This is a genomic window from Novosphingobium sp. SG751A, assembly GCF_013149295.1.
Taxonomy (GTDB): domain Bacteria; phylum Pseudomonadota; class Alphaproteobacteria; order Sphingomonadales; family Sphingomonadaceae; genus Novosphingobium.
Genome location: NZ_JABGCB010000003.1, coordinates 295,195 through 319,043 on the forward strand (window position 1 = coordinate 295,195; position 23,849 = coordinate 319,043).

The window sequence follows — 23,849 nt, forward strand, 5'->3', positions numbered from 1 at the left end:
AGGGTGGTGCGCTGTGACCGCATATTTTGACCAATCCCCCGATGGTGGATCGCGCGACGTGACGGGGGCTTCCGCCTGGCTTGATCGTCTGCGGGGCGGCATGGGGGCAGGGCGCAAGGACATGACGCTTTGCGACACGTTGCTGGGCCTGTTGCTGCTCTCGCTGATGACGGTGCTTTACGAGCTGGACCGCCATGGCATGAGCCCGATAATTGCCCCGGCCGACCTGCTGATCTCGCGCTTCGTGACGATCGCGGCCATCGCGCTGCTGCTGGGCCTGATCGTATTCAGCCGTCGGCGCATCATGGCCTCGCTGGACACGCTGGAACAGGCGCAGGAGGCGCGTCATCAGGCCGACGAATTGTTCAACCTGACCGATATGCTGCAAAGCGCCGACAGCTATGAGGACGCCACCGCCGTCCTTCAGGTCACCACGCAGCAGATCCTGCCCGACCTTGGCACGGCGCTGTATATTTTCAATCAGGCGGGCGATCAGCTCGAACTGAATGGTGCATGGAACCTGCCGCAGGGCTGCGAACCTTCGCCAACGCTGGCGCCCAACAATTGCTGGGCCCTGAAACGCGGGCGCAGCCATTTGAACGATCCGCTCCATGGCTCGGTCTGTTGCAGCCATCATACAGGCGACACGGTCACGCTGGAATTTCCGATGCAGGCGCGCGGCAGCGTGTTCGGCCTGATCAAATTTATCGGCGAGGGGCAGGAGGGCTGCGTCAAATTGCGCCATGCCGAAAGGATCGGGCGGGCGATTGCCGAATCGATATCGCTGGCCCTGTCCAATATTCAATTGCGCGAAACCCTGCGCCATCAATCACTGCGCGATCCGCTGACGGGCCTGTATAATCGGGGTTATCTGGATGAAACGCTCGACCGGCTCCAGCGGCTGGCCCAGCGCACCCAGTCCCATCTCAGTCTGGTGATGATCGACCTCGATAATTTCAAGGCTTTGAACGACAGCTATGGCCATGCCAAGGGTGATGCGGTGCTCAGCGATGTGGCCCATGTGATTCAGGGCAATCTGCGTTCATCGGATCTGGCGTGCCGCTATGGCGGCGAGGAACTGGTGCTGATCCTGCCTGACTGCTCGCTCGATCAGGCGCTGGCCAAGGCCGAGCAATGCCGGGGGCGGATCGAGGCGCTGTCCAGCCTGCATCATGTTCCGATTTCCGCCTCTTTTGGCGTGGCCACCTATCCGGAAACCAGCAAGAGCTGTGAGGGCCTGATGGGCAGCGCGGATGCGGCGATGTATCAGGCCAAGGCTTTGGGGCGAAACCGGGTGGAATGGACGGCCTGCCCGGCCTAGGGGGTGGGCGCGTCCGACAGCAATTTCTGCATAAAGACCAGATCGAGCCAGCGCCCGAATTTATGCCCGACCTGCGGCATATGCCCGACCTGCGCAAAGCCCATGGCCTGATGCAGGGCAATGGAGCCGGTGTTGCTGGCGTCGATCCCGGCGACCATGGCGTGAAATCCGGCCTCCTTTGCCCGTGCGATCAGCGCATTGAGCAAGGCCCGCCCGATCCCGCGCCGATGCGCGGGCGGGGCGACATAGATCGAATGTTCGACAGTTTGCGAATAGCCCGGAAAGGGCCGAAAATCGCCATAGGAGGCAAAGCCCAGCACCGCATCATCCGCAACCGCCACCAGCACCGGAAAGCCGCGCTGATGCTTGGCATCGAACCAGAGGTGGCGTTCTTCGATGGTGCCCGGCGTTTCGTTCCACACCGCCGTGGTGTGCAGGACGGCATGGTTATAGATCGCCAGAATCGCGGCCAGATCATCCCGGCCCGCATCGCGGATCATCATCGGGCGCATCTCCGGGATGGCCGGCGCGAGGATGATCCCCGCGCCGGCCTCCTTGACTGGATTACCCGGTGATACCAGCCGCCGCCAGCACCGCCAGCGTCAGCACATCAGGCGCAATCGCGGTCATGGGCACGATCTGCACCGGCTTTTCCATGCCGATCTGGATCGGGCCGATGGCCGTATTGCCGCCCAGTTCGCGCAGCAGCTTGGCCGCGATATTGGCCGATTGCAGACCCGGGAAGATCAGCACATTGGCGGGCGCGGTCAGGCGGCTGAAGGGATAATGCTTCATCACCGCCGGGTTGAGCGCAGCGTCGGGCGTCATTTCGCCCTCATATTCAAAGTTCTGCGGCTCTGAATCGAGGATCGAGATGGCGCCGCGAATGGGCTCCAGCCACTTGCCCGTGGGATTGCCAAAGGTCGAGAAGGACAGGAATGCCACGCGCGGTTCATGACCCAGACGACGCGCCACATTGGCGGTTTCCTTGGCGATCACCGCCAGCTCTTCCGAACTCGGACGCTCGTTGCAGGTCGTGTCGGCTAGGAAGGTGGTGTTGTTCTTGCCCACCATCACATGGATGCCAAACGAGAGATGGCCCGGCTTGGGGTCCAGCACATGGCGCACTTCGCGCATGGTCTGGCCAAAGGGGCGGGTCGCGCCCGTCACCATCGCATCGCCCACGCCCATTTTCAGCAGCGCGGCGGCAAAGCCGTTGCGGTCCTGATTGACCATGCGCTTGATGTCGCGTTCCAGATAGCCGCGGCGTTGCAGACGCTCATACAGCATCAGGCCCATGGCGGCGACATGCTCGCTGTCGGCGGCATTGTGGATTTCATAGGAATCCGGCTTGCCCACGCCCAGCTCGATCAGCTTGTCGCGCACGGCCTGCGTGCGGCCCACCAGAACCGGCGTGCCATAGCCGAAATCCTTGAACTGGATGGCCGCGCGCAGCACCACCTCATTCTCGGCTTCGGCAAAGATCACGCGTTTGGGGTTGGCCTTGACCTGTTCATACACATTGGTCAGCACCGAGGTCGTCGGGTTGAGACGGCCCTTGAGCTGATGACGATAGGCGTTGAAATCCTCGATCGGCTTTTGCGCAACACCGCTGTCCATCGCGGCCTTGGCCACCGCCATCGACACCACTTCCATCAGGCGCGGGTCAAACGGGGCGGGGATGATGTAATCGCGGCCAAAGCTATGGTTCTTGCCATAGGCCAGCGCGACTTCCTCGGGCACCTGCTCACGCGCCAGTTCGGCGATGGCGTGAGCAGCGGCGATCTTCATCTCTTCGTTGATCGCGGTGGCGCGCACGTCCAGCGCCCCGCGAAAGATGAAGGGGAAGCCCAGCACATTGTTCACCTGATTCGGGAAATCCGAACGGCCGGTGGCGATGATGCAGTCGGGGCGCGCGGCCTTGGCCTCGGGCGGGGTGATTTCGGGCACCGGGTTGGCCATGGCAAAGATGATCGGCTCAGGCGCCATTTCCTTGACATAGGCTGCAGGCAAAGCACCCGCCGCCGACAGGCCAAGGAACACATCCGCACCCTTCAGCGCTTCTTCGAGCGAACGCGCATCGGTATCGACCGCATGGGCGCTCTGCCACTGGTTCACCGGCTTTTCGCGGCCGCGATAGATCGGGCCGTCGCGGTCGCACACGATCACGTTTTCGTGGCGCACGCCCATCGACTTGATCAGCGAGGTGCAGGCCAGCGCCGCTGCGCCCGCGCCATTGACCACCAGCTTGATGTCTTCGAGCTTGCGGTTGGTAATCATGCAGGCGTTGATGAGGCCGGCGGCGGAAATGATCGCGGTGCCGTGCTGGTCGTCATGCATGACCGGGATCTTCATCCGTTCACGCAGGGCCTGTTCGATCACGAAACATTCGGGGGCCTTGATATCCTCAAGGTTGATCCCGCCAAAGCTGGGCTCCATCAGCGCGATGGCTTCGATCAGCGCGTCGGGATCTTCGGAATTCAGCTCGATGTCGATCGAATCCACATCGGCAAAGCGCTTGAAGAGGACCGCCTTGCCCTCCATCACCGGCTTCGAGGCCAGTGCGCCCAGATTGCCAAGGCCCAGAATGGCCGTGCCGTTGGAAATCACCGCGACCAGATTGCCCTTGGCGGTGTAATCATAGGCGGCGGCGGGATCCTTGGCGATGGCTTCGACCGGAACCGCGACGCCGGGCGAATAGGCCAGGCTCAGGTCTCGCTGCGTGGCCATCGGCTTGGATGCGATGATCTCGATTTTGCCGGGACGGATCGTGTTGTGGTAGAACAGCGCTTCGCGCTCGGTAAACCGGACGTTGGCTTGCTCGGGGCTTTCCTCGGACACCGAAACTTTCTCCTTCTTGCAAGGCTGCCCTAACCAAAGAGAACGCGCCGCGATAGGGGAAAGCGTGGGATGGGGGCATTCCATCGTATCGATTCTGCGGCTAACCCATCAGCATGAGTGAGAAATCCGCCCCCCCAGCCGCAACGCCCATGATGACGCAATACCTTGGTCTAAAGGATAAGGCCGATGGTTGTATGCTGTTCTATCGCATGGGTGATTTCTTCGAGCTGTTTTTCGAGGATGCGAAACAGGCGTCGCAGATCCTCGACATCGCGCTGACCAGCCGGGGCGAACATGGCGGGGCGCCGATCCCGATGTGCGGCGTGCCGGTTCATGCCGCCGAATCCTATCTGGCCCGCCTGATCAAGGCCGGATGCCGCGTGGCAATCGCCGAACAGGTTGAAACCCCCGAACAGGCCAAAAAACGCGGCGGATACAAGGCGCTGGTGATGCGCGACATTGTGCGATTCGTCACCGCCGGAACCTTGACCGAGGAGGCCCTGCTCGAACCGCGCCGGGCCAATGTGCTGGCGGCGGCATGCTTGCTGCGCGACAAGGTGGGTGTGGCGGCGGTGGACATTTCGACCGGCCGCATGGAGCTGGAGGAATGCGCGCCGGACGATATGGGCGCGGCGCTGGCCCGGCTGGGTGCGAGCGAGACGATTGCGCCGGACAATTGGGGCGAGGCGCCTTTCGATTCGATCCCGCGCGGGGCCCATGAATTTTCCAGCGAGGGCGGGGCGGAGCGCCTTTGCGGCATTCACGGCGTGGCCACGCTCGACGGCTTTGGCACATTTACGCGGCCCATGCTGGCGGCGGCCTGCGGCCTGCTGGCCTATCTCGACCATGTTGGCCGGGGCAAATTGCCGCTGCTGCTGCCCCCCGTTGCCCGCCACGGCGAGGCCCATATGGCGATGGACGAGGCCACGCGCGGCAGTCTGGAAATTCTGCGCTCCTCGACTGGTGGCCGTTCGGGCAGCCTGATCGAGGCGGTGGACCGCTGCGTCACGGGGGCCGGCGCGCGGCAATTGGCCGAGGATCTTTCGGCCCCCTTGCTGAATCGCGCGGCCATCGAGGAACGGCTCGAACTGGTGCAATGGCTCTATGATGACGCACTGCTGCGCGAGGATTTGCGGGCGCAATTGCGCAGCCTGCCCGACGCCGGGCGCGCGCTGGGGCGGGTTGTGGCGGGGCGCGGATCTCCGCGCGATCTGGGGCAATTGCGCGATGGACTGGCGGGCGCGGCGCGGCTGGCCGGACGGCTGGCGCGGGTCGAAGGTCGCCCTGCGATGCTTGATGCCCTGCTGCCCGCGCTGGTCGGCCATGACAGGGTGATCGACCTGTTCTCGCGCGCGCTGGTGGCCACCCCGCCGACCGAACGCTCGCAGGGCGGTTTCATTGCCGAGGGTTATGATGCCGATCTTGACGAATTGCGCAGCACGTCCAAGGACGCCCGCGACGCCATTTCCAAGCTTGAGGCCAAATATCGCGATCAGACCGGCATTGCCGCGCTGAAGATCAAATATAATGGCGTGTTGGGCTATTTCATCGAAGTGCCCGCCCGCTTTGGCGATCAGTTGATGGCGCCCGACAGCGGCTTTACCCATCGCCAGACCATGGCGGGCGCAATGCGTTTCAACGCGCTGGCGCTGCATGAGGAAGCGAGCCGGATTGCCGAGGCAGGGGGCCATGCTCTGGCCGCCGAGGAGGCCCATTTTGAGGAGTTGACCGCCGCCGCGATTGCCGCGCGAAATGAAATCGCCCGCACCGCCGCCGCCCTTGCCCGCATCGACGTGGCCGCAGGGCAGGCCGAGCGCGCCGCCGAGGGCAATTGGTGCCGCCCCTCGATCAGTGAGAAATGTGAACTCGCCATCGTCGAGGGCCGCCATCCGGTGGTCGAAAACGCGCTGGGCGCGCAGGGTGAGCGTTTCGTCGCCAATGACTGCACGCTCAGCCAGTTCGATCGGCTCTGGCTCTTGGGCGGGCCGAACATGGGCGGTAAATCGACATTCCTGCGCCAGAATGCGCTGATCGTCCTGTTGGCGCAGGCGGGCGGCTTTGTGCCCGCCCGCGCGGCCACCATCGGCTTGGTCGACCGCATGTTCAGCCGTGTCGGTGCCTCGGACAATCTGGCGCGGGGGCGTTCGACCTTTATGGTCGAAATGGTCGAAACCGCCGCCATCCTGCAACAGGCAACGCCGCGCAGCTTCGTCATCCTCGACGAGGTGGGGCGCGGCACCAGCACCTATGACGGCCTCGCGCTGGCATGGGCGGTGGCCGAGGCGGTGCATGGGGTCAACCGCTGTCGCTGCCTGTTCGCCACGCATTACCATGAACTCGCGCGGCTGGCCGATACGTGCGAGGCGCTGACGCTCCACCATGTTCGCGCGCGCGAATGGAAGGGCGATCTCGTGCTCCTTCATGAAGTGACGACCGGCCCTGCGGAAAGCTCTTTCGGTCTGGCCGTGGCGCGATTGGCGGGCGTTCCGGGGCCGGTGGTTTCCCGCGCCAAATCGGTGCTGGCCAAGCTGGAAAAGGGGCGGGCGGAAACCGGGGGGATTGCCGCAGGCCTTGGCGATCTGCCGCTCTTTGCCAATGTGGTCGAAGAGGCGCCCAAGGGCGACCCCTTGCGCGAAAAGCTGGCGGCGCTCGATATTGACGCGCTTTCCCCGCGCGATGCGCTGGGCTGGCTTTATGAACTGAAGCGCCAGATCGGTTAACCATCCTTGGCGGCGCAAGGTTTACCGAGCCCGGTATAGACCTTGCGCCATGCTTCCCTTCGGCCCCCGCCTGACCACCGTTTTCGCCAGCCGCTGGAAGGCTTTGTTCTGGGCCGCGGGGGTGATGGTGACGGCCTATTTCACGGCCAGCGAAGCCAGGCATGACGGTCCGGCCGACAGCAATGCCGCCCCGACGGTGCAATCTTCGCCCAGCGGCAGCCCGTCCTCGCCCTGGGCCAAATAAAGCCTATTCCTGCGCAGCGGCCGGGCCCAGCGATTCTTCTTCGTCATCGTCATTGCGTTCGCCGCGATAGGCATCCATGTCGATGCGGCCTGATGCCTCCATGTCGCGCATGTGGTCGACCAGATCCTGAACATCGTCGCCGACATCACCGCTGACCGGCTTGCTGCTGTCCCCCAGCACGAATTTCTCACTGTCGAGCTGCTGTGCCGCCTTGCCATAGGTCTGGGCCTGCGTCGGCTCGTCTTCCTGAGACCGGTTGACGGTTTCGGGCGGCGGATCGTCGGTCAGATCGGGCAGGCCGGGGCCGGGCTGCGGCGGAGGGGGCACCTGCGGCTCGATGGCGGGGGGAATGTCGGGCGTCGGTATTTGCGGGACGGGGTTTTCCGGGACGGGTTGGTTTGGTGTGCTGGCCATGGGGCTCTCCTGTCGCGCCCGAAAGGACGCTGCCAACAGGAAAGCCGCCGGGCCGGCCTCAGGTTCCCTTGTCCTTGCGCGTTTCAGCGCGTGGGCACAGGCGTTTCGCCGCTGTAATCGTAAAAGCCGCGGCCCGTCTTGCGGCCCAGCCAGCCCGCCTCGACATATTTGGCCAGCAGCGGGGCGGGGCGATATTTGCTGTCGCCCGTGCTGTTCAAAAGGATGCGGGTGATTTCGAGGCATGTGTCCAGCCCGATGAAATCGGCCAGTTCGAGCGGCCCCATCGGATGATTGAGGCCCAGCTTTGCCCCCGTATCGATGTCCACCACATTGGCCGTGCCCGCGCCAAGGGTGAACACCGCCTCGTTGATCATCGGCATCAGGATGCGGTTGACAATAAAGCCCGGCTCGTCCTGAGAAAGCACCACCGTCTTGCCGAGGTCTGTGGCGAAACTGCGCGTGGCGGCAATCGTTTCGGGGCTCGTGGCAAGGCCGGGGATGATCTCGATCAGTTGCATCACCGGCACCGGATTGAAGAAATGCAGCCCGATGAAGCGCGCCGGATCGGGCGATTGCCGCGCCATGCGGGTGATGGGGATGGATGACGTGTTGCTGGCCAGAATCGCCTCTGAGCCCAGCACCTTGCCCGCCGCCTCATAGATGCGGGCCTTGATGTCCTCGCGCTCGGTGGCGGCCTCGATGATAAAGCCGGCATCGGCCATGGCGGCGTAATCGCCCACCGGGGTGATGCGGGCCAGGGTTTCCTCGGCGGCCTGCGCCGCGATCTTTTCCTTGGCGACGAGGCGTTCCAGCCCCTTGCCGATCTTGGCCTTAGCCTTTTCGGCCAGCTCCACCGACACATCGGCCAGCAAAACCTCATGGCCGAACGCGGCAGAAGTCTGCGCAATGCCCGAACCCATCTGGCCCGCGCCGATCACCCCAACAGTCGTCATTTGCATCAACCCCTTAGTATTCAGGCTCCCCGGCTTGCGCCCGGCACCCATAGTATGTCGTCGGCGCCATTGTTATTGAGCGCGCGCGCCAGCACAAACAGATAATCCGATAAACGGTTGATATAGGCCAGCGCCGCCGGATTGACCGGCTCATCCTGAGCCAGCGCCACGCAGGCGCGTTCGGCCCGGCGCGCGGAGGCGCGGGCGATGTGGGTGCGCGCGGCGCCTTCCGATCCGCCGGGCAGGATGAAGCTGGTGAGGGGATTGAGATCTTCATTCACCGCGTCGATGGCGTTTTCCAGCCAGTCCACCTGCGCGGGCACGATGCGCAGGCTCATCGGGCCGGGCGCAAAATCATCGCCGGGCGTGGCCAGATCCGCGCCCAGATCGAACAGATCGTTCTGGATCCGCAGCAGCGCCGCCCGATGCGCGCCATCGACCGCCAGAACCGCCAGCCCCAGCGCGCTGTTGGCCTCGTCCACGCTGCCGATGGCTTCCATTCGCGCGGCATTTTTGCCCACGCGCGATCCATCGACCAGCCCGGTGGTGCCATTGTCGCCGGTGCGGGTGTAAATCTTGTTCAGCTTGACCAAGGTTATGTCCTGTTCGCCATTATCTAGACGCGGCCAATAGCACCGCCACCACGATCACCGCCAGCGCCTGATATTTGATGCGGGCGAACATCATCTCGTTCTGCTTCAACTGCATCGGGCTGGGGCCTTGGCCGCCGCCGCTTTCCAGATCGTCGCGCGTGGTTTGCAGAAAGGCGATGATCCCCTTGGCCAGACTGACCACGACAAAGCCCATGGCCACCACGATCACCGGAATGAGGATATATTTCAGCATCGCCCGTCTCCCAATTTCTTATGGCCAATCTTTTTTAGGAAACGCAGCCTATGCCCGTTATCAGCGAAAGGCCAGCGGGCAAACGACCATGCCGCAAGTCATCCGCCAGTGCCCGCCCATCCGCTCCACCGCGGCGCATGTCGGCCAGTGACGGGCTGCCCCGCCGCTTGGCCAGTTTGCGCCCGTCGGTCTCGACAATCAGCCCATGATGATGCCAGCGCGGCACGGGCAGGTCGAGCAGGGCCTGAAGCAGGCGATGCACATGGCTGGCCGCAAACAGATCGGCGCCGCGCGTGACCAGCGTGATGCCATCGGCGGCATCGTCCAATGTCGCGGCCAGATGATAGGAGGCGGGCGCCTCCTTGCGCAGAAGCACGATGTCGCCAAAGATCTCGGGCGTGGCGGCCTGCGGCCCGGCCAGCGCATCCTCCCACACCAGCGGCCCGGCGATCTCCACCGCGCGCGCCATATTCAGCCGCCATGCCGCCCCGGCCGAATCAATGTTGCGCCCGCGACAGGTGCCGGGATAGAGCAGGCCATCCGGGCCATGACTTGTCGCCGCCGCCGCGATCTGGGCGCGGGTGCAGCAGCAGGGATAGAGCAGGCCCATCGCCCGCAGCCGATCCGCCGCCGCGCCATAGGAATCCAGCCGCGAGGATTGCCAGACCACCGGCCCATCCCAGCTCAGGCCCAGCCATTGCAGATCGGCCATCATCGCCTCGGCCAGCTCGGGGCGCGAGCGCGTGCCATCGATATCCTCAATCCGCAGCAGGAACTCGCCGCCATGTTGCCGTGCCAGATCATGCGCGACAATGGCCGCATAGGCATGGCCCAGATGCAGCAGGCCGTTGGGGCTGGGGGCGAAACGGGTTCGGATCATCGCATTTTGCCCTCTGGCACCCCTTGACCTTGGCAGCAAGTCAGTGTTGATTGCGCTTATGAATTGTCGCCAAACCGTCATTCCCGCTTGTTATCAGGAGCCATGCTCAAGGCGGAGCTGATAGAGCGCGCGGCCCGGTTCCGCAGCGCCGGGGAGGATCCCTCCCGCCATTTGAGCGATTGTCCGGCATTGGTGCTGAACGCGGACTTTACTCCGCTCTCCTATTACCCGCTCAGTCTCTGGCCATGGCAGACCGCGATCAAGGCGGTCTTTCTGGAAAGAGTCGATATTATCGCCAGTTACGAGCGCGAGGTGCATTCGCAAAGCTGGGCGATGCGGTTGCCTTCGGTGATCGCGCTGCGCCAATATGTGAAGCCTTCGGAGTTTCCCGCCTTCACGCGCTTCAACGTGTTCCTGCGCGACCGGTTCTCCTGCCAATATTGCGGCAATCCGCATCAATTGACCTTTGACCATGTGCTGCCGCGCCGCCTTGGCGGGCGGACAAGCTGGGAAAATATCGTCGCGGCCTGTTCGCCCTGCAATCTGAAAAAGGGCGGGCGCACCCCGCGTGAGGCGCATATGCCGCTTCTGACCCATCCGATCCGGCCGACAAGCTGGCAGTTGCAGGAGCGGGGCCGCGCCTTTCCGCCCAATTATCTTCACGAAACATGGCGCGACTGGCTCTATTGGGATGTCGAGCTGGAGGCCTAGGCCCCCAGCTCGCGGTTGGTCAGCGCGGGATCATCCAGCGGATCGCATTGCTGTAGCTGCCTGCCATCGGCTGGCCGCTTTCGTCCTGCGCCGGGTTGAACCGGGCCCGTTTCGTCACCAGCGTGCAGGTGGCCGCATCCAGTCCCGGCCATCCGCTGGTTTGCACCACGGTGCAGGAGGAGACGCGGCCGTCGCTGCCGATGGACAGTTGAAAGCGCACCACGCCCTCATGGTTCATACGCAGTTCCATCGCGGGATAATCATCCTCATTGGCCCATTCGCCTGGACGCGTGCGCGGGCTGGCGACCTTGGGCTGGCCATGAGGGCGGGCCGGTTCGGGGGTGAAGCGCGGCTCCGGCGTGGCGGTGGGGGTGATCTCGGCCCCCAGCGCGGGCATGGGATCGACCGTGAGTTGCGGCATGGGGGCGAGCGGCAGGGTAATCACGGTTTCGGGTGCCAGAACCGGCTTGGCATCGGCCTTCTGACTGGGCTTGACCTCTGGCTGGGGCAGGGGCGCCAGCGGCATATTGACCGCGTCGGTATGATGCTCGGGCGCGATCACGCGATAGGCGGCAAGGCCTGAGACCAGCACCACCGCCGCGCCGACATGGAGCAGCGCGACCGCACCGAGCGAGGCCATACGGGACTTAAGACTTGTCTGTGCAGTATATGTCATGACAGATCTCCCCTTCTGTCACCCGATCCGGTCCACCCTGTTTTGTTACGTCCGTCAATGCTGACCTGATCGGGTGATGGTGTATCGTAACATAAATTTCATGCCGTCCCAGCGCTAATTTCACGCTTGCGGATTCGGTGCGGCGCGCGCAAATCTGGGCCTATGAACGCTTTTTCCACCCCCATTCTTGCTGTGATGACCGGCCGCGCCGTCCGTTTCCGTGATGCCGACGAACATAGCGCGATTGCCAAGCAGCCTGTTGAAGGCTCCGTGCGCGTCGGCTTTCTGGGCATTGAGGGCGACGAGCAGGCTGACCGCAAGCATCATGGCGGGCCGGACAAGGCGATCCACCACTATGCCTTTGACCATTATCCCACTTGGAAGGACGATCTGGGCGACCACCCCTTGCTGGCCGCGCCGGGCGGCTTTGGCGAGAATATTTCGACGCTGGGCCTGACCGAAGACAATGTCCTGCTGGGCGACCGGTTCCGGCTGGGCAGCGCGCTGATCGAGGTCAGCCATGGGCGTCAGCCCTGCTGGAAACTGGGGCATCGGTTTGGCCATGCGCCGCTGGCCGCGCGGATCGTTAAAAACCGGCGGTCGGGATGGTATTACCGCGTTATCGAGGAAGGCGCGGTGCAGGCCGGCGATGCGCTCGAACTGGTCGAACGGGGCCATGCCGACTGGCCGGTGTCGCGCCTGTTCCATGTGCTGATCGGGGGCGGGCACAAGGCGGACAGGGGCGTGCTGCCCGATCTGGCCGCGATGCCCGTACTAGCGCACGCCTGGCGCCAGCGGGCCGAGGAACTGGCGGCCTAACGTTTCCCGCTCAGCGCTTTCTGGCGGCGGCGCTGCACCGAGGAGCCAAGCCCGATCGCCTCGCGATATTTGGCCACGGTGCGCCGGGCCAGTTCAAAGCCCTTGGCTTTGAGCAGATCGACCAGCGTATCGTCGGAGAGGATCTTTTTGGGGTCCTCATTGTCGATCAATTGCTTGATCGCGGCCTTGACCGCCTCGGCCGAAACGCCTTCGCCATCGGCGCCGGACACGCCGCTGGTGAAGAAATATTTGAGTTCAAACGTGCCGCGATCACAGAGCAGATATTTGTTGCTGGTGACGCGGCTGACGGTGGATTCGTGCAATCCCACCGTTTCGGCCACCGCGCGCAGGGTCAGCGGCTTCAACTGGCTGACGCCGTGGCGGAAAAAGCCTTCCTGTTGGCGCACCAGTTCGCTGGCCACTTTCAGGATGGTCTTTTGCCGCTGGTCCAGCGCCTTGACCAACCAGTTGGCATCGGCCAGCTTTTCCGACAACCAGCCGCGATCCTCTTTGGCCGCGCTTTTCTTGCCCGCACAGGCCCCCCGCATTTCCAGATAATAGCTGCGGTTGAGGATCAGCTTGGGCAGAGTCGCCTGATTGAGCGCGACATTCCAGCCGCCATCGGCGCGCGCCGAAATCAGAATGTCGGGCACCACGGGCGCGGCCGCCCCGCCGCCATAGCGCAGCCCCGGCTTGGGATCATAACCGCGCAATTCGGCCAGCATGTCGGCGAAATCTTCCTCATCCACGCCGCACATCCGGCGCAGGCGGGGCAGTTCGCCGCGCGCGATCATGTCCAGGTTGTCGATCAGCCGGGCCATCGCCGGATCGTAACGGTCCGCTTCCCTGGCCTGCAAAGCGATACATTCCGACAGGCTGCGCGCGCCGACGCCTGTGGGATCGAGCGATTGCACCAGCGCCAGCGCGGCTTCGACCTCGGCGGGCGTGACTTGCAGATCCATGGCGATTTCGCGCAGAGAAACGGCCAGATAGCCCGCATCATCCAATTGATCGATCAGAAAGCGCGCGATGAAGCCCAGCTTGGCGTCGCGCGCCACCGCGCCGATCTGATCGTGCAGATGCTGGGCCAGCGTCTCGTCAAAGGCGCCGTAATCTTCCATCGCCGGGGCCTCGCCCCCACCGGATATGACTGCTTCACCTTCAAAGACGGCCTCGTGTCGTTCAGGCGCATCCCCCGTGTCGTGATCGACGTCCAGCGTCTCGGTGCTGATGTCCAGAGGGCGGTCCTCGCCGCCCATGCCTTCGCCGATCAGTTGGTCGCAGGGGCTGCTTTCAAGGCTGGTGCGACGCACCTCGATTTCCATCGACTCGGCGGGCGCAGCCTCGCCCAGTTCGAGCAGAGGGTTGGCGTCCAGCGCATCGCCGATGAACGCCTCGATTTCCAGATTGGACAGCGTGAGCAGCTTGATCGCCTGCTGCAACTGCGGCGTCATCACCAGCGATTGCGTCTGGCGTAGATCGAGGCGCGGCCCCAGCGCCATAATCCTTTATGCCGCTCCCATTGGCATCACAGCGTAAAGCCCTCGCCAAGATAAAGGCGGCGCACGTTTTCATCGGCCACCAGCGCCTCGGGGGTGCCCGCGAACAAGACCTGTCCACCATAGATGATGCAGCCGCGGTCGCAGATTTCCAGCGTTTCGCGCACATTGTGGTCGGTGATCAGCACGCCGATGCCGCGCTGTTTCAGATCATGCACCAGATGGCGAATATCCGCGATCGACAAGGGATCGATGCCCGCAAAAGGCTCGTCCAGCAGCATGATCGAAGGCTTGGCCGCCAGCGCGCGGGCGATTTCGGCGCGCCGCCGCTCGCCGCCTGACAGCGCCATCGACGGGCTGGCGCGCAGCCGCGTAAGGCCGAATTCCTCCAGCAGCCGCTCCAGTTCGCCCGCGCGCGTCGCCGGATCGGGTTCGACCAGTTCGAGCACCGTGGCGATGTTCTGTTCCACCGTCAGCCCGCGAAAGATCGAGGTTTCCTGCGGCAGATAGCCAAGGCCCAGAATCGCGCGGCGATACATAGGCAGATTGGTAATATCGATCCCGTCGAGCAGGATGCGGCCCGAATCCGGCCGCACCAGCCCCATGATCGAATAGAAGCACGTAGTTTTGCCCGCGCCATTGGGGCCGAGCAGGCCCATGACCTCGCCCTTGGCCACCTCCAGCGAGATGTCGGTCAGGACCGCGCGCTTGTCATAGCTCTTGGCGATGGACACGACCTGAAGCCCGGAAAACGAGCCATTGGGATCGGACTGGCGGCTGGCGTGGCCGGCTTCGGGGGCGATTGTCTGGGTCATCTGAGCCCATTTTAGGCATCGCGGCCGCATTGGGCAAGGGCGATGCGCCCGATTGGCAGGTTTCATGCATGGCTGGGACAAAACGCCCAAGGCGCGCGGCCGATTGCGCTTGATCGCGGCGGGCATCAATGTTTTACTCATACCAAAGGCCAATAGGGCCAAAGGCCAACAGGCCGGGATAGGGGAAGAGGGTTCATGGCCAAGGCACGCCTTGATGCGCATGCCGATGCGTTTGCCGATGCGGCGGTGCATAAATCGCGCCCGCATGCGGATCATGTATGGGCCCCTCGCAAACAGGGGGGCATTTTGCTGGATTGGCGCAAGCGGATCAGCGATCACATCGCCTATGCCTTGCTGGTTTACACCGGCCTGCAGATCTTCGTGACCATTGCCGCCCTGCGCGAGGGCAGCGCTTCGGTGCTGCCGGGGCTGGCGCTGGTGGTGCTGGTGGGGGCGATCATCCCGGCCTGCCGGATGATGGAGCGGCGCTGGACAAGGCTGAGCGATGCCGAGGCGGGCGATCCGGCGCGCGCGGGGGCCTTTTACAAGGACCGGGCGATCGTCTGGGCCGCGGCCATCGGCCTGCCCTTTATCGTCACAGGCGGTTTTCGGCTGGTCGCGATGATGATGGGGTGATTGCTCTTGGCGGGGCGGGGCGTTAGAGCCTGCCCCCTTACCAAGGCTTCAGGAGTTGCCCAGACCGCCATGCTTACCACGCTTCAGGCACAGGAACGGGCGCAGGCCCTGATCGAACGCGCGCGCAAGGCTGGGGCGGACGCCGCCGATGCGGTCTATATCGCCGATGCTTCGGAAAGCGTGTCGGTGCGGCTGGGCAAGCTGGAGGATGTGGAGCGCTCGGAAAGCGAGCATATCGGGCTGCGGGTGTTTGTCGGGCGGCGCTCGGCCTCGATTGGTTCCTCCGATCTTTCCGATGATGCGCTGGCCGAACTGGCCGCGCGCGCGCTGGCCATGGCGCAGGGCGCGCCCGAAGATCCCTATGCGGGCCTCGCGCCCGAAGAACTGCTGTTCATGGGGCCGTTTCCCGACCTCGATCTGGTCGACAGCGGCGAGCCCAGCCCGCAGGAATTGCGCAGCTTGGCCGAAGAGGCCGAGGATGCCGCGCGCGCTATTGCGGGCGTGACCAACAGCGAGGGTGCGGGCGCATCGAGCGGCGGGGCCGTGATGGCGCTGGCCACCAGCCATGGTTTTGCCGGGGCCTATGCCGCCACCAGCCGCTCGATTTCGGCCAGCGTGGTGGCGGGTGAAGGCGGTACGATGCAGCGCGACTATGCGCACCGCATGGCCCGCCACCGCGAAGATCTGATTCCGCCCGCCGAGATCGGCCGACAGGCGGGTGAGCGCGCCGTGGCCCGGCTCAATCCGGGGCGGATGAAGAGCGGCCCTGCACCGGTGGTGCTTGACCCGCGCGTGGGCGGCTCGCTGGTGGGCCATTTGCTAGGCGCGATGTCGGGGGCCTCTATTGCGCGCCGCTCCAGTTTCCTGATCGGGCGGCTTGAGGAGCAATTGTTCGACAGCGCGGTGCGGATTGTTGATGATCCGCTGCGCCTGCGCGGCTTTCGTTCGCGCCCCTTTGATGGCGAGGGTTTGCAGACGCTCCCTCGCGATCTGGTGCGCGATGGGCGGATCACGGGATGGTTGATGGAATGCGCTTCGGCGCGGCAGCTGGGCCTTGCGCCCACCGGCCATGCCGGGCGCGGCGGCGGTGGAGCGCCGGGGGTTGCGCCGGGCAATCTGCATCTGGAGGCAGGCAGCGCCTCTGTGGCCGAGCTGATCGCGGATATTGAAGATGGCGTTTATGTCACCGAGCTGATCGGGCATGGCGTCAATGGCGTGACGGGCGATTACAGCCGGGGCGCCTCGGGCTATCGCATTGTGAAGGGTGAGATCGCCGGGCCGGTGGCCGAATTTACCGTGGCGGGCAATCTGATCGATATGTTTCGCGCCATGACGCCCGCCAACGATCTGGAATGGTATCGCACGATCAACGTGCCGACCATCCGCGTCGACGGCATGACTATTGCGGGGGATTGAGCGCGGGGGATTGAGACGCCCCGCGCTGCGCTCCGGCCAGAGCCTTCATCAGGAATTTGCGGGCCGGTTTCTCGATCAGCAGAAAGACCGCGACCGAAAGAGCGACGGTGAAAACCGGACTGACCACGCGGTCGTAGGGCGAGGGCACCAGCGCCCGGCACAGATTTCTGGCCGGGCCTTGCAGGATATAGAGCGCATAGCTGGCCCCGCCCAGCAGGCCCAGCACCCGCCCGCCCAGCAGGCGCGACAAAAGGCCGCGCCCATAGGCCAGCACCAGCAGCAGCAGGCCCACCAGAATCGCGAAAAGCCCGCTCGCCTGCGGATCGAGATCGCGCGTCAGCAGCCCCAGCGTGGCCAGCGCCAAAAGCCCCTCTACCACCGTTGACTGCACCGCCGAGAGCGGGTTGCGCAGAACCAGAAACAGGCGGCATAGGCCCATGCCATAGATGAATTCGGGCAACCGCAGCACGGGTATCCATGGCGCCACGGAAAATCCGCCCAGAGAAATGGGCAAAGGAGCCGCCGCGCCCAGCGGGGTGCCCAGGCCATAAATCAGCGCGCAGGCAACCAGCATGGCGGCCATGGTCGCCGCCAGATTGAAGCAGCGGCTGATCGGCAGGATCACCGGGAAAAGCGCATAGAAGAACCATTCGACGGACAGCGACCATGCCTGAAATATCCAGTCGTGATCGTGGGTGTCGCCGGGAAGCTGCCATGATTGCACCAGCAGCAGCGATTTTACCACCACCGCCCCCGGCAGGGGATTGGGCAGCACGGGCAGCGCCATCAGCAGGGCGAAGAGATAGACCGGATAGATGCGGGCCAGTCGCGCCACATAGAAGCGGACAATGAAGGCCCGGTCGATCCGCTCATCCTCATGGGCATAGCTCAGGATAAAGCCGGAAAGGATGAAGAACAGGGGCACGCCAAGGCTGCCATTATGCAGGATATTGGCGATGGCCACGGGCGCACCATGGCTTTGGACAAAGGACGAGCCGTAGTGGAAGAGCAGAACGGCAAAGGCTGCAAAGAATCGAATGCCGGTAAGAGCCGGAAGATTGCTTCTGAGGCTGGGGCTTTGCACCTTGAACCTTTGCATTCTAGCCTTTGCATTCATGGCGCGCGCGCGATCACGGCGCCAAAAAAGGGGCGGAAATGATCCCGCCCCTTCTTGCCTCAAGCCTTCTTGCCGGCCTGATAGCGTTCGATCGCTTCGATCACGATCTGGCGTGCGTCGGCCGCATTGCCCCAGGTGCCCACGCGCACCCACTTTTCGGATTCCAGATCCTTGTAGTGGGTGAAGAAGTGTTCGACCTGCTGCGCGATGATGTCGGGCAGATCTTCCTTTTCCTTTACGTTGGCATAGTAAGGGAAGGTCTTGTCATCGGGGACGCAGAGCAGCTTTTCATCGCCGCCGGCTTCGTCTTCAAGGTTGAGCACCGCGATCGGGCGGCAGCGCACCACCGAACCGGGCACGAAGGGCGAACGGGCCACCACCAGCGCATCGAGCGGATCGCCATCGGGCGAGAGCGTGTGCGGCACAAAGCCATAGTTGGCGGGATAGCGCATCGGCGTGTGCAGGATACGGTCCACGAACAGAGCGCCCGAGTCCTTGTCGAACTCATACTTCACAGGTTCACCGCCAGTGGGAACCTCGATGATGACGTTCAGGTTGTCAGGCGGGCTCTTGCCGACCGAAATTTTGCTGATGTCCATGGCACCGTCATTTTTATATGTGAGCGACACCGCCCCTTGCGGGTGCCGCGCAGGAATCTGCGGGGAAAGCCCTAGCCTTGGCCGTATTGCATTGCAACAGCGGTGCGGTCTTAATACCTGCACCGAATTGGTGAAGTGATTAACTGCCCGCCGTGACGTTGATGGTAAAAGCCAGCACCACCAGATTGTAGAAAAACGCCAGCGCACCATGGACCGTTGCCACCCGGCGCAGACGCGGGCTGGTGATTTCCACATCCGATGTGGCAAAGGCCATGCCGATGGTCAGCGCGAAATAGAAAAAGTCCCAGAAATTAGGACAATGCGATGATGCAGGGGCCGATCCGTCTTGGTCCGGCACGGGAAAGCGCAGCCCCCCTTCGTGTTCTGCGCCATAATAGATATGGGCGTAATGTAGGGCGTAGATCAGGTTTGAAAAAAGCCATGCCAGAACCAAACTGGCGAGGATCAGCACCAGCGCCACCCCCTTGGCATAGCCATTATCACTGCGCGCATGGGGCAGATCGACGAAAAGCGCGGTAACGATCACCAGCATGATCATCGTGCTGATCACCAGTACGGCAAAGCGGTTGGCGTCATTCTGGCGGGCATGCAGCCGCATCTGGCCGGGCGTATTGTCGCGTGAGAGCGGCCAGAGCGAGGTGATGAACACCAGCGCCCCCAGATCGAACCCGCCCAGCACCGCCTGACCCCAGCGCAGTCCGTTAAAACCCAGCAGCCCGGTGCCCAGCGCGAACAGGGCCAGAAACAGCGAAAAGCGCGCAGGCAAGGGCCAGCGCAAACCTGCGCGCTTTTTCATTTACTTGCTCGCCGTGCGTTTGGGCGCCAGCAGCAGGTCGAGCCCGTTGGGTTCCTTGCCGTCGCCCACCCGTTCGAGCGAGGGGTAGCGCAGGCCGTCGTGATAATTGAGCGATACGGTCTGCACCTTCTCGCCGCGCTGGGTAACCAGCGTGATGGGTTTGTCGCTGCTGCGGGCGGAGATGATGGCGGTTTTCATCACATCCTCGTTGTAGGTCGCGCCATTGACGGCGACGATCTTGGTGCCGGTCACCAGCGAGGCCTCGAAGGCCGGGCTGTTCCACAAGGTGCTGGTGATCACGCCTTCGCGGTTCACCACGATGCCCAGCGAATGGGCAAGGCTGAGCACCTTGGCGGCGGCAAAGCGGCCCTTGTCATAGGGATTGGGCGTGTCGCGCCAGACGAGCTTGTAGCCGCCCTTTTCGATGCCTGCCAAAGGCGCAGGTTGACCGGGCTGGTTCATATGCTTGTCAAGAAAGGCTTCCCAATCATAGGCATAGATGCCATTCAACGCGGCTGCCACATCCTTGAAATTATAGGTAACCTCGCCCCAGTCGCCATTCCTGATGCCAAAGAACGCGCGGGCGAAATCGTCGAGGCCCTTCTTGCCCTTGGTGCCTTCGCGGATGATCTGGTCCGCCTCCAGCCACATCAGCGCGCCCTCGGTGTAATAATCCTCGTTGCGGTTGATGCTGGCATAGGGCTTGGCGCGGCGGCCCGAGATGACCGGATCGAAGCCGGTGTCCTCGACGCTGCGCCATTCGCGGCCGGGCCATTGGGTGAACATGGCGGCATTGGCGGCAATCGCGCCCAAAATCGCCTCCTTGCTCTGGATGCCCGAACGCGCGGCCAGCACATAGCCCCAGAACTGCGTCTGCCCTTCATAGACCCAGAGCAGATTGCCCTGCATCGGCTGGCGATAATCGGGGGTCCACAATTTGTCCGGGCGGCGGAATTTGCCGTCCCAGCTATGGGTGAATTCATGGCTGATCACATTGCGCGCCCAGTCCATCTCCTTCCAGTCGGTCCAGGCCTTGGGCATCATCGCGTTTTCCGAAGAGCGGTGATGCTCCAGGCCGATGCCGCCCATCCGCTCGGTCAACGCCAGCAGGAAATCGTAATGGTCGAAATGCTGCGCGCCAAAAGTGGCCCATGCCTCCTCGACCAGAGCCTTGTAAGTGCTGAGATTTTCCGAGCGGATGTCGAGCAGTTCGGGTTTGTCGGCCACGACATTCATCGCCACCCCGCGCCCAAGGTCGAAGCGCTTGAAATGCGCCCCGGCAAAGATCGGCGAATCGACCAGCGCCTCATAATCGATGACATCCCATGTCACCTTGTTGCCGCTCACCTGCTTGCCATCCAGAGCGGTGGCGACCTGCCATCCTTCGGGGAAGGTGACTGTCGGTTTATACTTGATCTGGCGGGTGTAATAGCCGGCCGGATAAAGGCTCATCTGGTTCCATTGCAGGTTGAGCATTTCGGGCGTCATCGTGATGCGCCCCTCGCTGCTCTGCAGGGGCGAGGTGTGGACGAATTTGGCCACCACCGCTTTGGCGCCTGCGGGCACATCAATGTGAAAGGCAAAGACTTCGACCGGATCGCGCCACCAATGCAGCGGCTTGCCATCGGCATAGAATTTGACATCGACGAGTTGGTCGATCGAGCCGCGCGGATTGTGGCCGCCCGGAATCCATTGCGGCAATTGCAGGATCAGGCTTTTCGCGCCCGCCGCCACCGGCACGGTCTGGACCACGCGGAACAGGCCGCGCGCAATGTCGGTCGCGTCAATATCCAGCGTGATCGCCCCGCCCGGATAGGGCGTGTCCTTGGCATCGGGCACGCCCTGCACCACGGGAATGGCGGCGGGCGTCGATCTCTCGGCCAGCGCGGGGGTGGAAAACAGCAGGGCGGCGGAAAGGCCCAAAGCGATACGGGCGCGTGAATTCGTAGGTTTTGTCATGACGACTTCATGACGCGAAGCAAAGCCGCCAGCAAGAGGGCTGAACAGGATATTTACCGTATTGTCAGCAAGGCCGGTTTTCGCCCCGGTTCATCAGGGGGGCTTCACCTTGGACGCGCCTGCGTATAGGGGGCAAATCCATGAGCAAGCCCCAGATCGAAACGCCGCAGGCCATCCGCGGCACCCAGGACATTTTCGGCGCCGATGCCGACGCTTTCGCCTTTGTGGTGGAGACGTTCGAGCGTGTGCGCAAATTGTACCGTTTCCGCCGGGTGGAAATGCCGGTCTTTGAAAAGACCACGGTGTTTTCGCGCAGCCTTGGCGAAACGACCGATGTGGTGTCGAAGGAAATGTATTCCTTTGAGGATCGCGGCGGGGAATCGCTGACTTTGCGCCCGGAATTTACCGCAGGTCTGGCGCGCGCCTATCTGACCAACGGCTGGAAGCAATATGCGCCGGTCAAGCTGGCGACGCACGGGCCCTTGTTCCGCTATGAACGCCCGCAAAAGGGCCGCTATCGCCAGTTTCACCAGATCGACGCCGAGGTGATCGGCGCGGCTGAACCCACCGCCGACGTGGAACTGCTGGTGATGGCCGATCAGTTGCTGAAGGAACTGGGCATTGCCGAGGGCGTGACCTTGACGCTCAACACGCTGGGCGATGGGGAAAGCCGCGAGGCTTGGCGCGCGGCTTTGATCGAATATTTCCGCGCGGTGAAGGGTGAACTTTCGGAAGATTCGCAGGAGCGACTGGAAAAGAACCCTCTGCGTATCCTCGATTCCAAGGACCCGCGCGACAAGGCCTTCCTGCCGAACGCTCCGCGCATTGACGATTATCTTTCGGCTGAGGCGCAGGATTTCTTCGCCGCCGTCACGGGCGGTCTGGACGCGGCGGGCGTGGCTTGGACGCGCAACGGTGCGCTGGTTCGCGGGCTGGATTACTATCGCCACACTGCGTTCGAATTTGTGACGGATCGTCTGGGCGCGCAGGGCACTGTCCTTGGCGGCGGGCGCTATGATGGGTTGATGGAAAGCCTTGGCGGCGCGCCGACCCCGGCGGTCGGCTGGGCGGCTGGCGTTGAGCGTCTGGCGATGCTGGTGTCGGGCGAGGGGAAGGTTTGTGAAACTTTGACTGATGTTGCGATCGTTCTGGAAAACGACGAACTATTGTCAGTTGGCATTAAGGCGAGCCGGATATTCCGAGGAGCGGGGGTGTCCGTTGAATTGGTGGCGTCGGGTTCACCCCGAAAGCGTTTTGATAAAACCAAAAAACAAAATCCGCACTTCATCCTTTCCCTGTCGGCGGTGAATAATGCGCCGAATGGTGAATTCGTTGTTCGCTTGGCTCCGATAGCCTCCAATATGCCGCTTAACGTACTGCTTGAAGATCGTCTGTTCTGTAAACTTAAGCAGTTGGTTGAGGCCGAATGGGAAACCCTCGACAGCGAAGGTTTTATGCCGCTGCAAGCGACGATGTTGCGGTTCCGAGCCTAAATGACCATCCCTTCCACCCGTCTTGCGCAAATCTCGGCGCGTTTTGCCGAACTGGAGGCGCGTCTGGCCTCCGGCACGCTGGAGGGGGCTGATTTCGTGGCTGCCTCGCGCGATTATGCCGAGCTGGAGCCGGTGGCCCGCGCCGCCGGGGAAGTGGCGACGATGCGCGGCGAACTGGAAAGCCTTGCCGCGCTGGATGATCCGGACATGCGCGAACTGGCCGAAGAAGAAATCGCCCGCATCCGCGGTGCGCTGCCCGAGGCCGAGCGGGCGCTTTCCATCGCCATGCTGCCGCGTGATGCCGCCGACAGCCGCCCGGCCATGCTCGAAATCCGCGCCGGAACCGGGGGCGACGAGGCGGCCCTGTTCGCCGCCGACCTGTTCCGCATGTACGAACGCTTCGCCGCCGAACAGGGCTGGCGGGTCGAAATGGTCAGCGCCAATGCCAGCGAGATCGGCGGGTTCAAGGAAGTTGTTGCCCATGTCAGCGGGCAGGGCGTTTTCGCCAAGCTGAAATTCGAATCCGGGGTTCATCGGGTTCAGCGCGTGCCGGTGACGGAAAGCGGCGGGCGCATCCATACCAGCGCCGCCACGGTGGCCATCCTGCCCGAACCCGACGAGGTGGATGTGCAGATCGAGGACAAGGACCTTAAGATCGACGTCTACCGGGCGAGCGGAGCGGGCGGGCAGCACGTCAACACTACCGATTCGGCCGTGCGCATCACCCACCTGCCGACCGGCACCGTCGTCACCTGCCAGGATGCGCGCAGCCAGCACAAGAATAAGGACAAGGCGATGCAAGTCCTGCGCGCGCGCCTGTTCGAAGCCCAGCGCGATGCGGCCCAGGGCGAGGAAGCCGAGGCCCGCAAGGCCATGGTCGGCAGCGGGGACCGCAGCGAACGTATCCGCACTTATAATTTCCCCCAGGGCCGCGTCACCGATCACCGGATCAACCTGACGCTTCATCGCCTGCCCGAAATCCTCGAAGGGCCGGGGCTTGGCGAACTGGTGTCGGCGCTGATCCATGAGGATCAGGCCAAAAGGCTGGCGGCATTGGGTGAGTAATGTTGCGG

Annotated in this window: 23 protein-coding genes; 9 read left to right on the top strand and 14 right to left on the bottom strand. The window is 63.3% G+C overall.

What is annotated here, in order from left to right; genetic code table 11:
* Positions 1-13: 13 nt before the first annotated feature.
* Positions 14-1,321: a GGDEF domain-containing protein gene (locus FHW96_RS26680; protein ID WP_172339581.1), complete on the top strand. Its 1,308-nt coding sequence runs from the start codon at positions 14-16 to the stop codon at positions 1,319-1,321.
* On the opposite strand, the gene FHW96_RS05835 is transcribed toward FHW96_RS26680, so the two are convergent.
* Together FHW96_RS05835 and FHW96_RS05840 are read right to left on the bottom strand one after the other, a co-directional pair.
* The gene (locus FHW96_RS05835; RefSeq protein WP_172339582.1) at positions 1,318-1,824 is read right to left on the bottom strand and encodes a GNAT family N-acetyltransferase; all 507 of its coding nucleotides are present in this window, start codon (positions 1,822-1,824) and stop codon (positions 1,318-1,320) included. The genes FHW96_RS26680 and FHW96_RS05835 overlap by 4 nt on opposite strands.
* Before the next feature lie 61 nt (positions 1,825-1,885).
* Entirely contained in the window at positions 1,886-4,162 is a 2,277-nt protein-coding gene (locus FHW96_RS05840) for an NADP-dependent malic enzyme (RefSeq protein WP_371815640.1), read from the bottom strand.
* A gap of 149 nt (positions 4,163-4,311) precedes the next feature.
* Between FHW96_RS05840 and mutS the strand changes: the two genes are divergently transcribed.
* Both mutS and FHW96_RS05850 read left to right on the top strand, forming a co-directional pair.
* Entirely contained in the window at positions 4,312-6,882 is a 2,571-nt protein-coding gene (gene mutS / locus FHW96_RS05845; RefSeq protein ID WP_172339668.1) for a DNA mismatch repair protein MutS, read from the top strand.
* Between the two features lie 49 nt (positions 6,883-6,931).
* Positions 6,932-7,126, top strand: a complete 195-nt coding sequence (locus tag FHW96_RS05850) for a hypothetical protein (RefSeq protein ID WP_172339584.1) — start codon at positions 6,932-6,934, stop codon at positions 7,124-7,126.
* 3 nt (positions 7,127-7,129) lie between these two features.
* Here the strand turns inward: FHW96_RS05850 and FHW96_RS05855 are convergent, their stop codons facing one another.
* The 5 genes from FHW96_RS05855 to gluQRS form a co-directional block, all read right to left on the bottom strand.
* The gene (locus tag FHW96_RS05855) at positions 7,130-7,540 is read right to left on the bottom strand and encodes a hypothetical protein (protein ID WP_172339585.1); all 411 of its coding nucleotides are present in this window, start codon (positions 7,538-7,540) and stop codon (positions 7,130-7,132) included.
* A gap of 83 nt (positions 7,541-7,623) precedes the next feature.
* Positions 7,624-8,493 carry a 3-hydroxyacyl-CoA dehydrogenase NAD-binding domain-containing protein gene (locus FHW96_RS05860; protein ID WP_172339586.1) on the bottom strand — a complete coding sequence of 290 codons (870 nt, stop codon included), beginning with the start codon at positions 8,491-8,493 and terminating at the stop codon, positions 7,624-7,626.
* Between the two features lie 20 nt (positions 8,494-8,513).
* Positions 8,514-9,086, bottom strand: a complete 573-nt coding sequence (locus tag FHW96_RS05865; protein ID WP_172339587.1) for a cob(I)yrinic acid a,c-diamide adenosyltransferase — start codon at positions 9,084-9,086, stop codon at positions 8,514-8,516.
* Between the two features lie 19 nt (positions 9,087-9,105).
* Entirely contained in the window at positions 9,106-9,336 is a 231-nt protein-coding gene (locus tag FHW96_RS05870; RefSeq protein ID WP_172339669.1) for an HIG1 domain-containing protein, read from the bottom strand.
* Between the two features lie 37 nt (positions 9,337-9,373).
* Positions 9,374-10,219 carry a tRNA glutamyl-Q(34) synthetase GluQRS gene (gene gluQRS / locus FHW96_RS05875; protein WP_172339588.1) on the bottom strand — a complete coding sequence of 282 codons (846 nt, stop codon included), beginning with the start codon at positions 10,217-10,219 and terminating at the stop codon, positions 9,374-9,376.
* Between the two features lie 102 nt (positions 10,220-10,321).
* Between gluQRS and FHW96_RS05880 the strand changes: the two genes are divergently transcribed.
* Entirely contained in the window at positions 10,322-10,930 is a 609-nt protein-coding gene (locus FHW96_RS05880) for an HNH endonuclease (RefSeq protein WP_172339589.1), read from the top strand.
* Between the two features lie 19 nt (positions 10,931-10,949).
* Here FHW96_RS05880 and FHW96_RS05885 read toward each other — a convergent pair whose 3' ends face one another.
* Entirely contained in the window at positions 10,950-11,570 is a 621-nt protein-coding gene (locus FHW96_RS05885) for an energy transducer TonB (RefSeq protein WP_172339590.1), read from the bottom strand.
* A 198-nt stretch (positions 11,571-11,768) separates the two neighbouring features.
* Between FHW96_RS05885 and FHW96_RS05890 the strand changes: the two genes are divergently transcribed.
* Positions 11,769-12,425 (top strand): MOSC domain-containing protein, encoded by a 657-nt coding sequence (locus tag FHW96_RS05890; RefSeq protein ID WP_172339591.1) that lies wholly within the window; start codon positions 11,769-11,771, stop codon positions 12,423-12,425.
* Here the strand turns inward: FHW96_RS05890 and rpoN are convergent.
* Together rpoN and lptB are read right to left on the bottom strand one after the other, a co-directional pair.
* Entirely contained in the window at positions 12,422-13,927 is a 1,506-nt protein-coding gene (gene rpoN / locus FHW96_RS05895; protein WP_172339592.1) for an RNA polymerase factor sigma-54, read from the bottom strand. The two genes, FHW96_RS05890 and rpoN, sit on opposite strands and share 4 nt — an antisense overlap.
* Before the next feature lie 26 nt (positions 13,928-13,953).
* Positions 13,954-14,739, bottom strand: a complete 786-nt coding sequence (gene lptB / locus FHW96_RS05900) for an LPS export ABC transporter ATP-binding protein (protein ID WP_172339593.1) — start codon at positions 14,737-14,739, stop codon at positions 13,954-13,956.
* A gap of 195 nt (positions 14,740-14,934) precedes the next feature.
* On the opposite strand from lptB, the gene FHW96_RS05905 reads away from it, so the two are divergent.
* The gene (locus tag FHW96_RS05905; protein WP_253950752.1) at positions 14,935-15,375 is read left to right on the top strand and encodes a hypothetical protein; all 441 of its coding nucleotides are present in this window, start codon (positions 14,935-14,937) and stop codon (positions 15,373-15,375) included.
* A 69-nt stretch (positions 15,376-15,444) separates the two neighbouring features.
* Positions 15,445-16,791: a TldD/PmbA family protein gene (locus tag FHW96_RS05910; protein ID WP_172339594.1), complete on the top strand. Its 1,347-nt coding sequence runs from the start codon at positions 15,445-15,447 to the stop codon at positions 16,789-16,791.
* Here FHW96_RS05910 and FHW96_RS05915 read toward each other — a convergent pair.
* The 4 genes from FHW96_RS05915 to FHW96_RS05930 form a co-directional block, all read right to left on the bottom strand.
* Entirely contained in the window at positions 16,775-17,890 is a 1,116-nt protein-coding gene (locus FHW96_RS05915) for an acyltransferase (protein WP_172339595.1), read from the bottom strand. The two genes, FHW96_RS05910 and FHW96_RS05915, sit on opposite strands and share 17 nt — an antisense overlap.
* A 77-nt stretch (positions 17,891-17,967) precedes the next feature.
* Positions 17,968-18,507, bottom strand: a complete 540-nt coding sequence (ppa, locus tag FHW96_RS05920; protein ID WP_168602945.1) for an inorganic diphosphatase — start codon at positions 18,505-18,507, stop codon at positions 17,968-17,970.
* A gap of 139 nt (positions 18,508-18,646) precedes the next feature.
* Positions 18,647-19,324 carry a DUF1345 domain-containing protein gene (locus tag FHW96_RS05925; RefSeq protein WP_172339596.1) on the bottom strand — a complete coding sequence of 226 codons (678 nt, stop codon included), beginning with the start codon at positions 19,322-19,324 and terminating at the stop codon, positions 18,647-18,649.
* The gene (locus FHW96_RS05930; protein ID WP_172339597.1) at positions 19,325-21,283 is read right to left on the bottom strand and encodes a M61 family metallopeptidase; all 1,959 of its coding nucleotides are present in this window, start codon (positions 21,281-21,283) and stop codon (positions 19,325-19,327) included.
* Positions 21,284-21,423: 140 nt separating this feature from the next.
* Between FHW96_RS05930 and hisS the strand changes: the two genes are divergently transcribed.
* Together hisS and prfA are read left to right on the top strand one after the other, a co-directional pair.
* A complete protein-coding gene (gene hisS / locus FHW96_RS05935) occupies positions 21,424-22,776 on the top strand; it encodes a histidine--tRNA ligase (protein ID WP_253950753.1) in 1,353 nt (450 codons plus the stop codon).
* Entirely contained in the window at positions 22,777-23,841 is a 1,065-nt protein-coding gene (gene prfA, locus FHW96_RS05940) for a peptide chain release factor 1 (protein WP_172339598.1), read from the top strand.
* Positions 23,842-23,849 lie beyond the last annotated feature (8 nt).

Coding starts and splice junctions, on each gene's coding strand:
- FHW96_RS05835 (WP_172339582.1), bottom strand. CDS start 1,824: ATGATGATCCGCGATGCGGGCCGGGATGATCTGGCCGCGATTCTGGCG.
- mutS (WP_172339668.1), top strand. CDS start 4,312: ATGATGACGCAATACCTTGGTCTAAAGGATAAGGCCGATGGTTGTATG.
- FHW96_RS05850 (WP_172339584.1), top strand. CDS start 6,932: ATGCTTCCCTTCGGCCCCCGCCTGACCACCGTTTTCGCCAGCCGCTGG.
- FHW96_RS05855 (WP_172339585.1), bottom strand. CDS start 7,540: ATGGCCAGCACACCAAACCAACCCGTCCCGGAAAACCCCGTCCCGCAA.
- FHW96_RS05860 (WP_172339586.1), bottom strand. CDS start 8,493: ATGACGACTGTTGGGGTGATCGGCGCGGGCCAGATGGGTTCGGGCATT.
- gluQRS (WP_172339588.1), bottom strand. CDS start 10,219: ATGATCCGAACCCGTTTCGCCCCCAGCCCCAACGGCCTGCTGCATCTG.
- FHW96_RS05880 (WP_172339589.1), top strand. CDS start 10,322: ATGCTCAAGGCGGAGCTGATAGAGCGCGCGGCCCGGTTCCGCAGCGCC.
- FHW96_RS05885 (WP_172339590.1), bottom strand. CDS start 11,570: ATGGCCTCGCTCGGTGCGGTCGCGCTGCTCCATGTCGGCGCGGCGGTG.
- FHW96_RS05890 (WP_172339591.1), top strand. CDS start 11,769: ATGAACGCTTTTTCCACCCCCATTCTTGCTGTGATGACCGGCCGCGCC.
- rpoN (WP_172339592.1), bottom strand. CDS start 13,927: ATGGCGCTGGGGCCGCGCCTCGATCTACGCCAGACGCAATCGCTGGTG.
- lptB (WP_172339593.1), bottom strand. CDS start 14,739: ATGACCCAGACAATCGCCCCCGAAGCCGGCCACGCCAGCCGCCAGTCC.
- FHW96_RS05905 (WP_253950752.1), top strand. CDS start 14,935: ATGGCCAAGGCACGCCTTGATGCGCATGCCGATGCGTTTGCCGATGCG.
- FHW96_RS05910 (WP_172339594.1), top strand. CDS start 15,445: ATGCTTACCACGCTTCAGGCACAGGAACGGGCGCAGGCCCTGATCGAA.
- FHW96_RS05915 (WP_172339595.1), bottom strand. CDS start 17,890: ATGCAAAGGTTCAAGGTGCAAAGCCCCAGCCTCAGAAGCAATCTTCCG.
- ppa (WP_168602945.1), bottom strand. CDS start 18,507: ATGGACATCAGCAAAATTTCGGTCGGCAAGAGCCCGCCTGACAACCTG.
- FHW96_RS05925 (WP_172339596.1), bottom strand. CDS start 19,324: ATGAAAAAGCGCGCAGGTTTGCGCTGGCCCTTGCCTGCGCGCTTTTCG.
- FHW96_RS05930 (WP_172339597.1), bottom strand. CDS start 21,283: ATGACAAAACCTACGAATTCACGCGCCCGTATCGCTTTGGGCCTTTCC.
- hisS (WP_253950753.1), top strand. CDS start 21,424: ATGAGCAAGCCCCAGATCGAAACGCCGCAGGCCATCCGCGGCACCCAG.
- prfA (WP_172339598.1), top strand. CDS start 22,777: ATGACCATCCCTTCCACCCGTCTTGCGCAAATCTCGGCGCGTTTTGCC.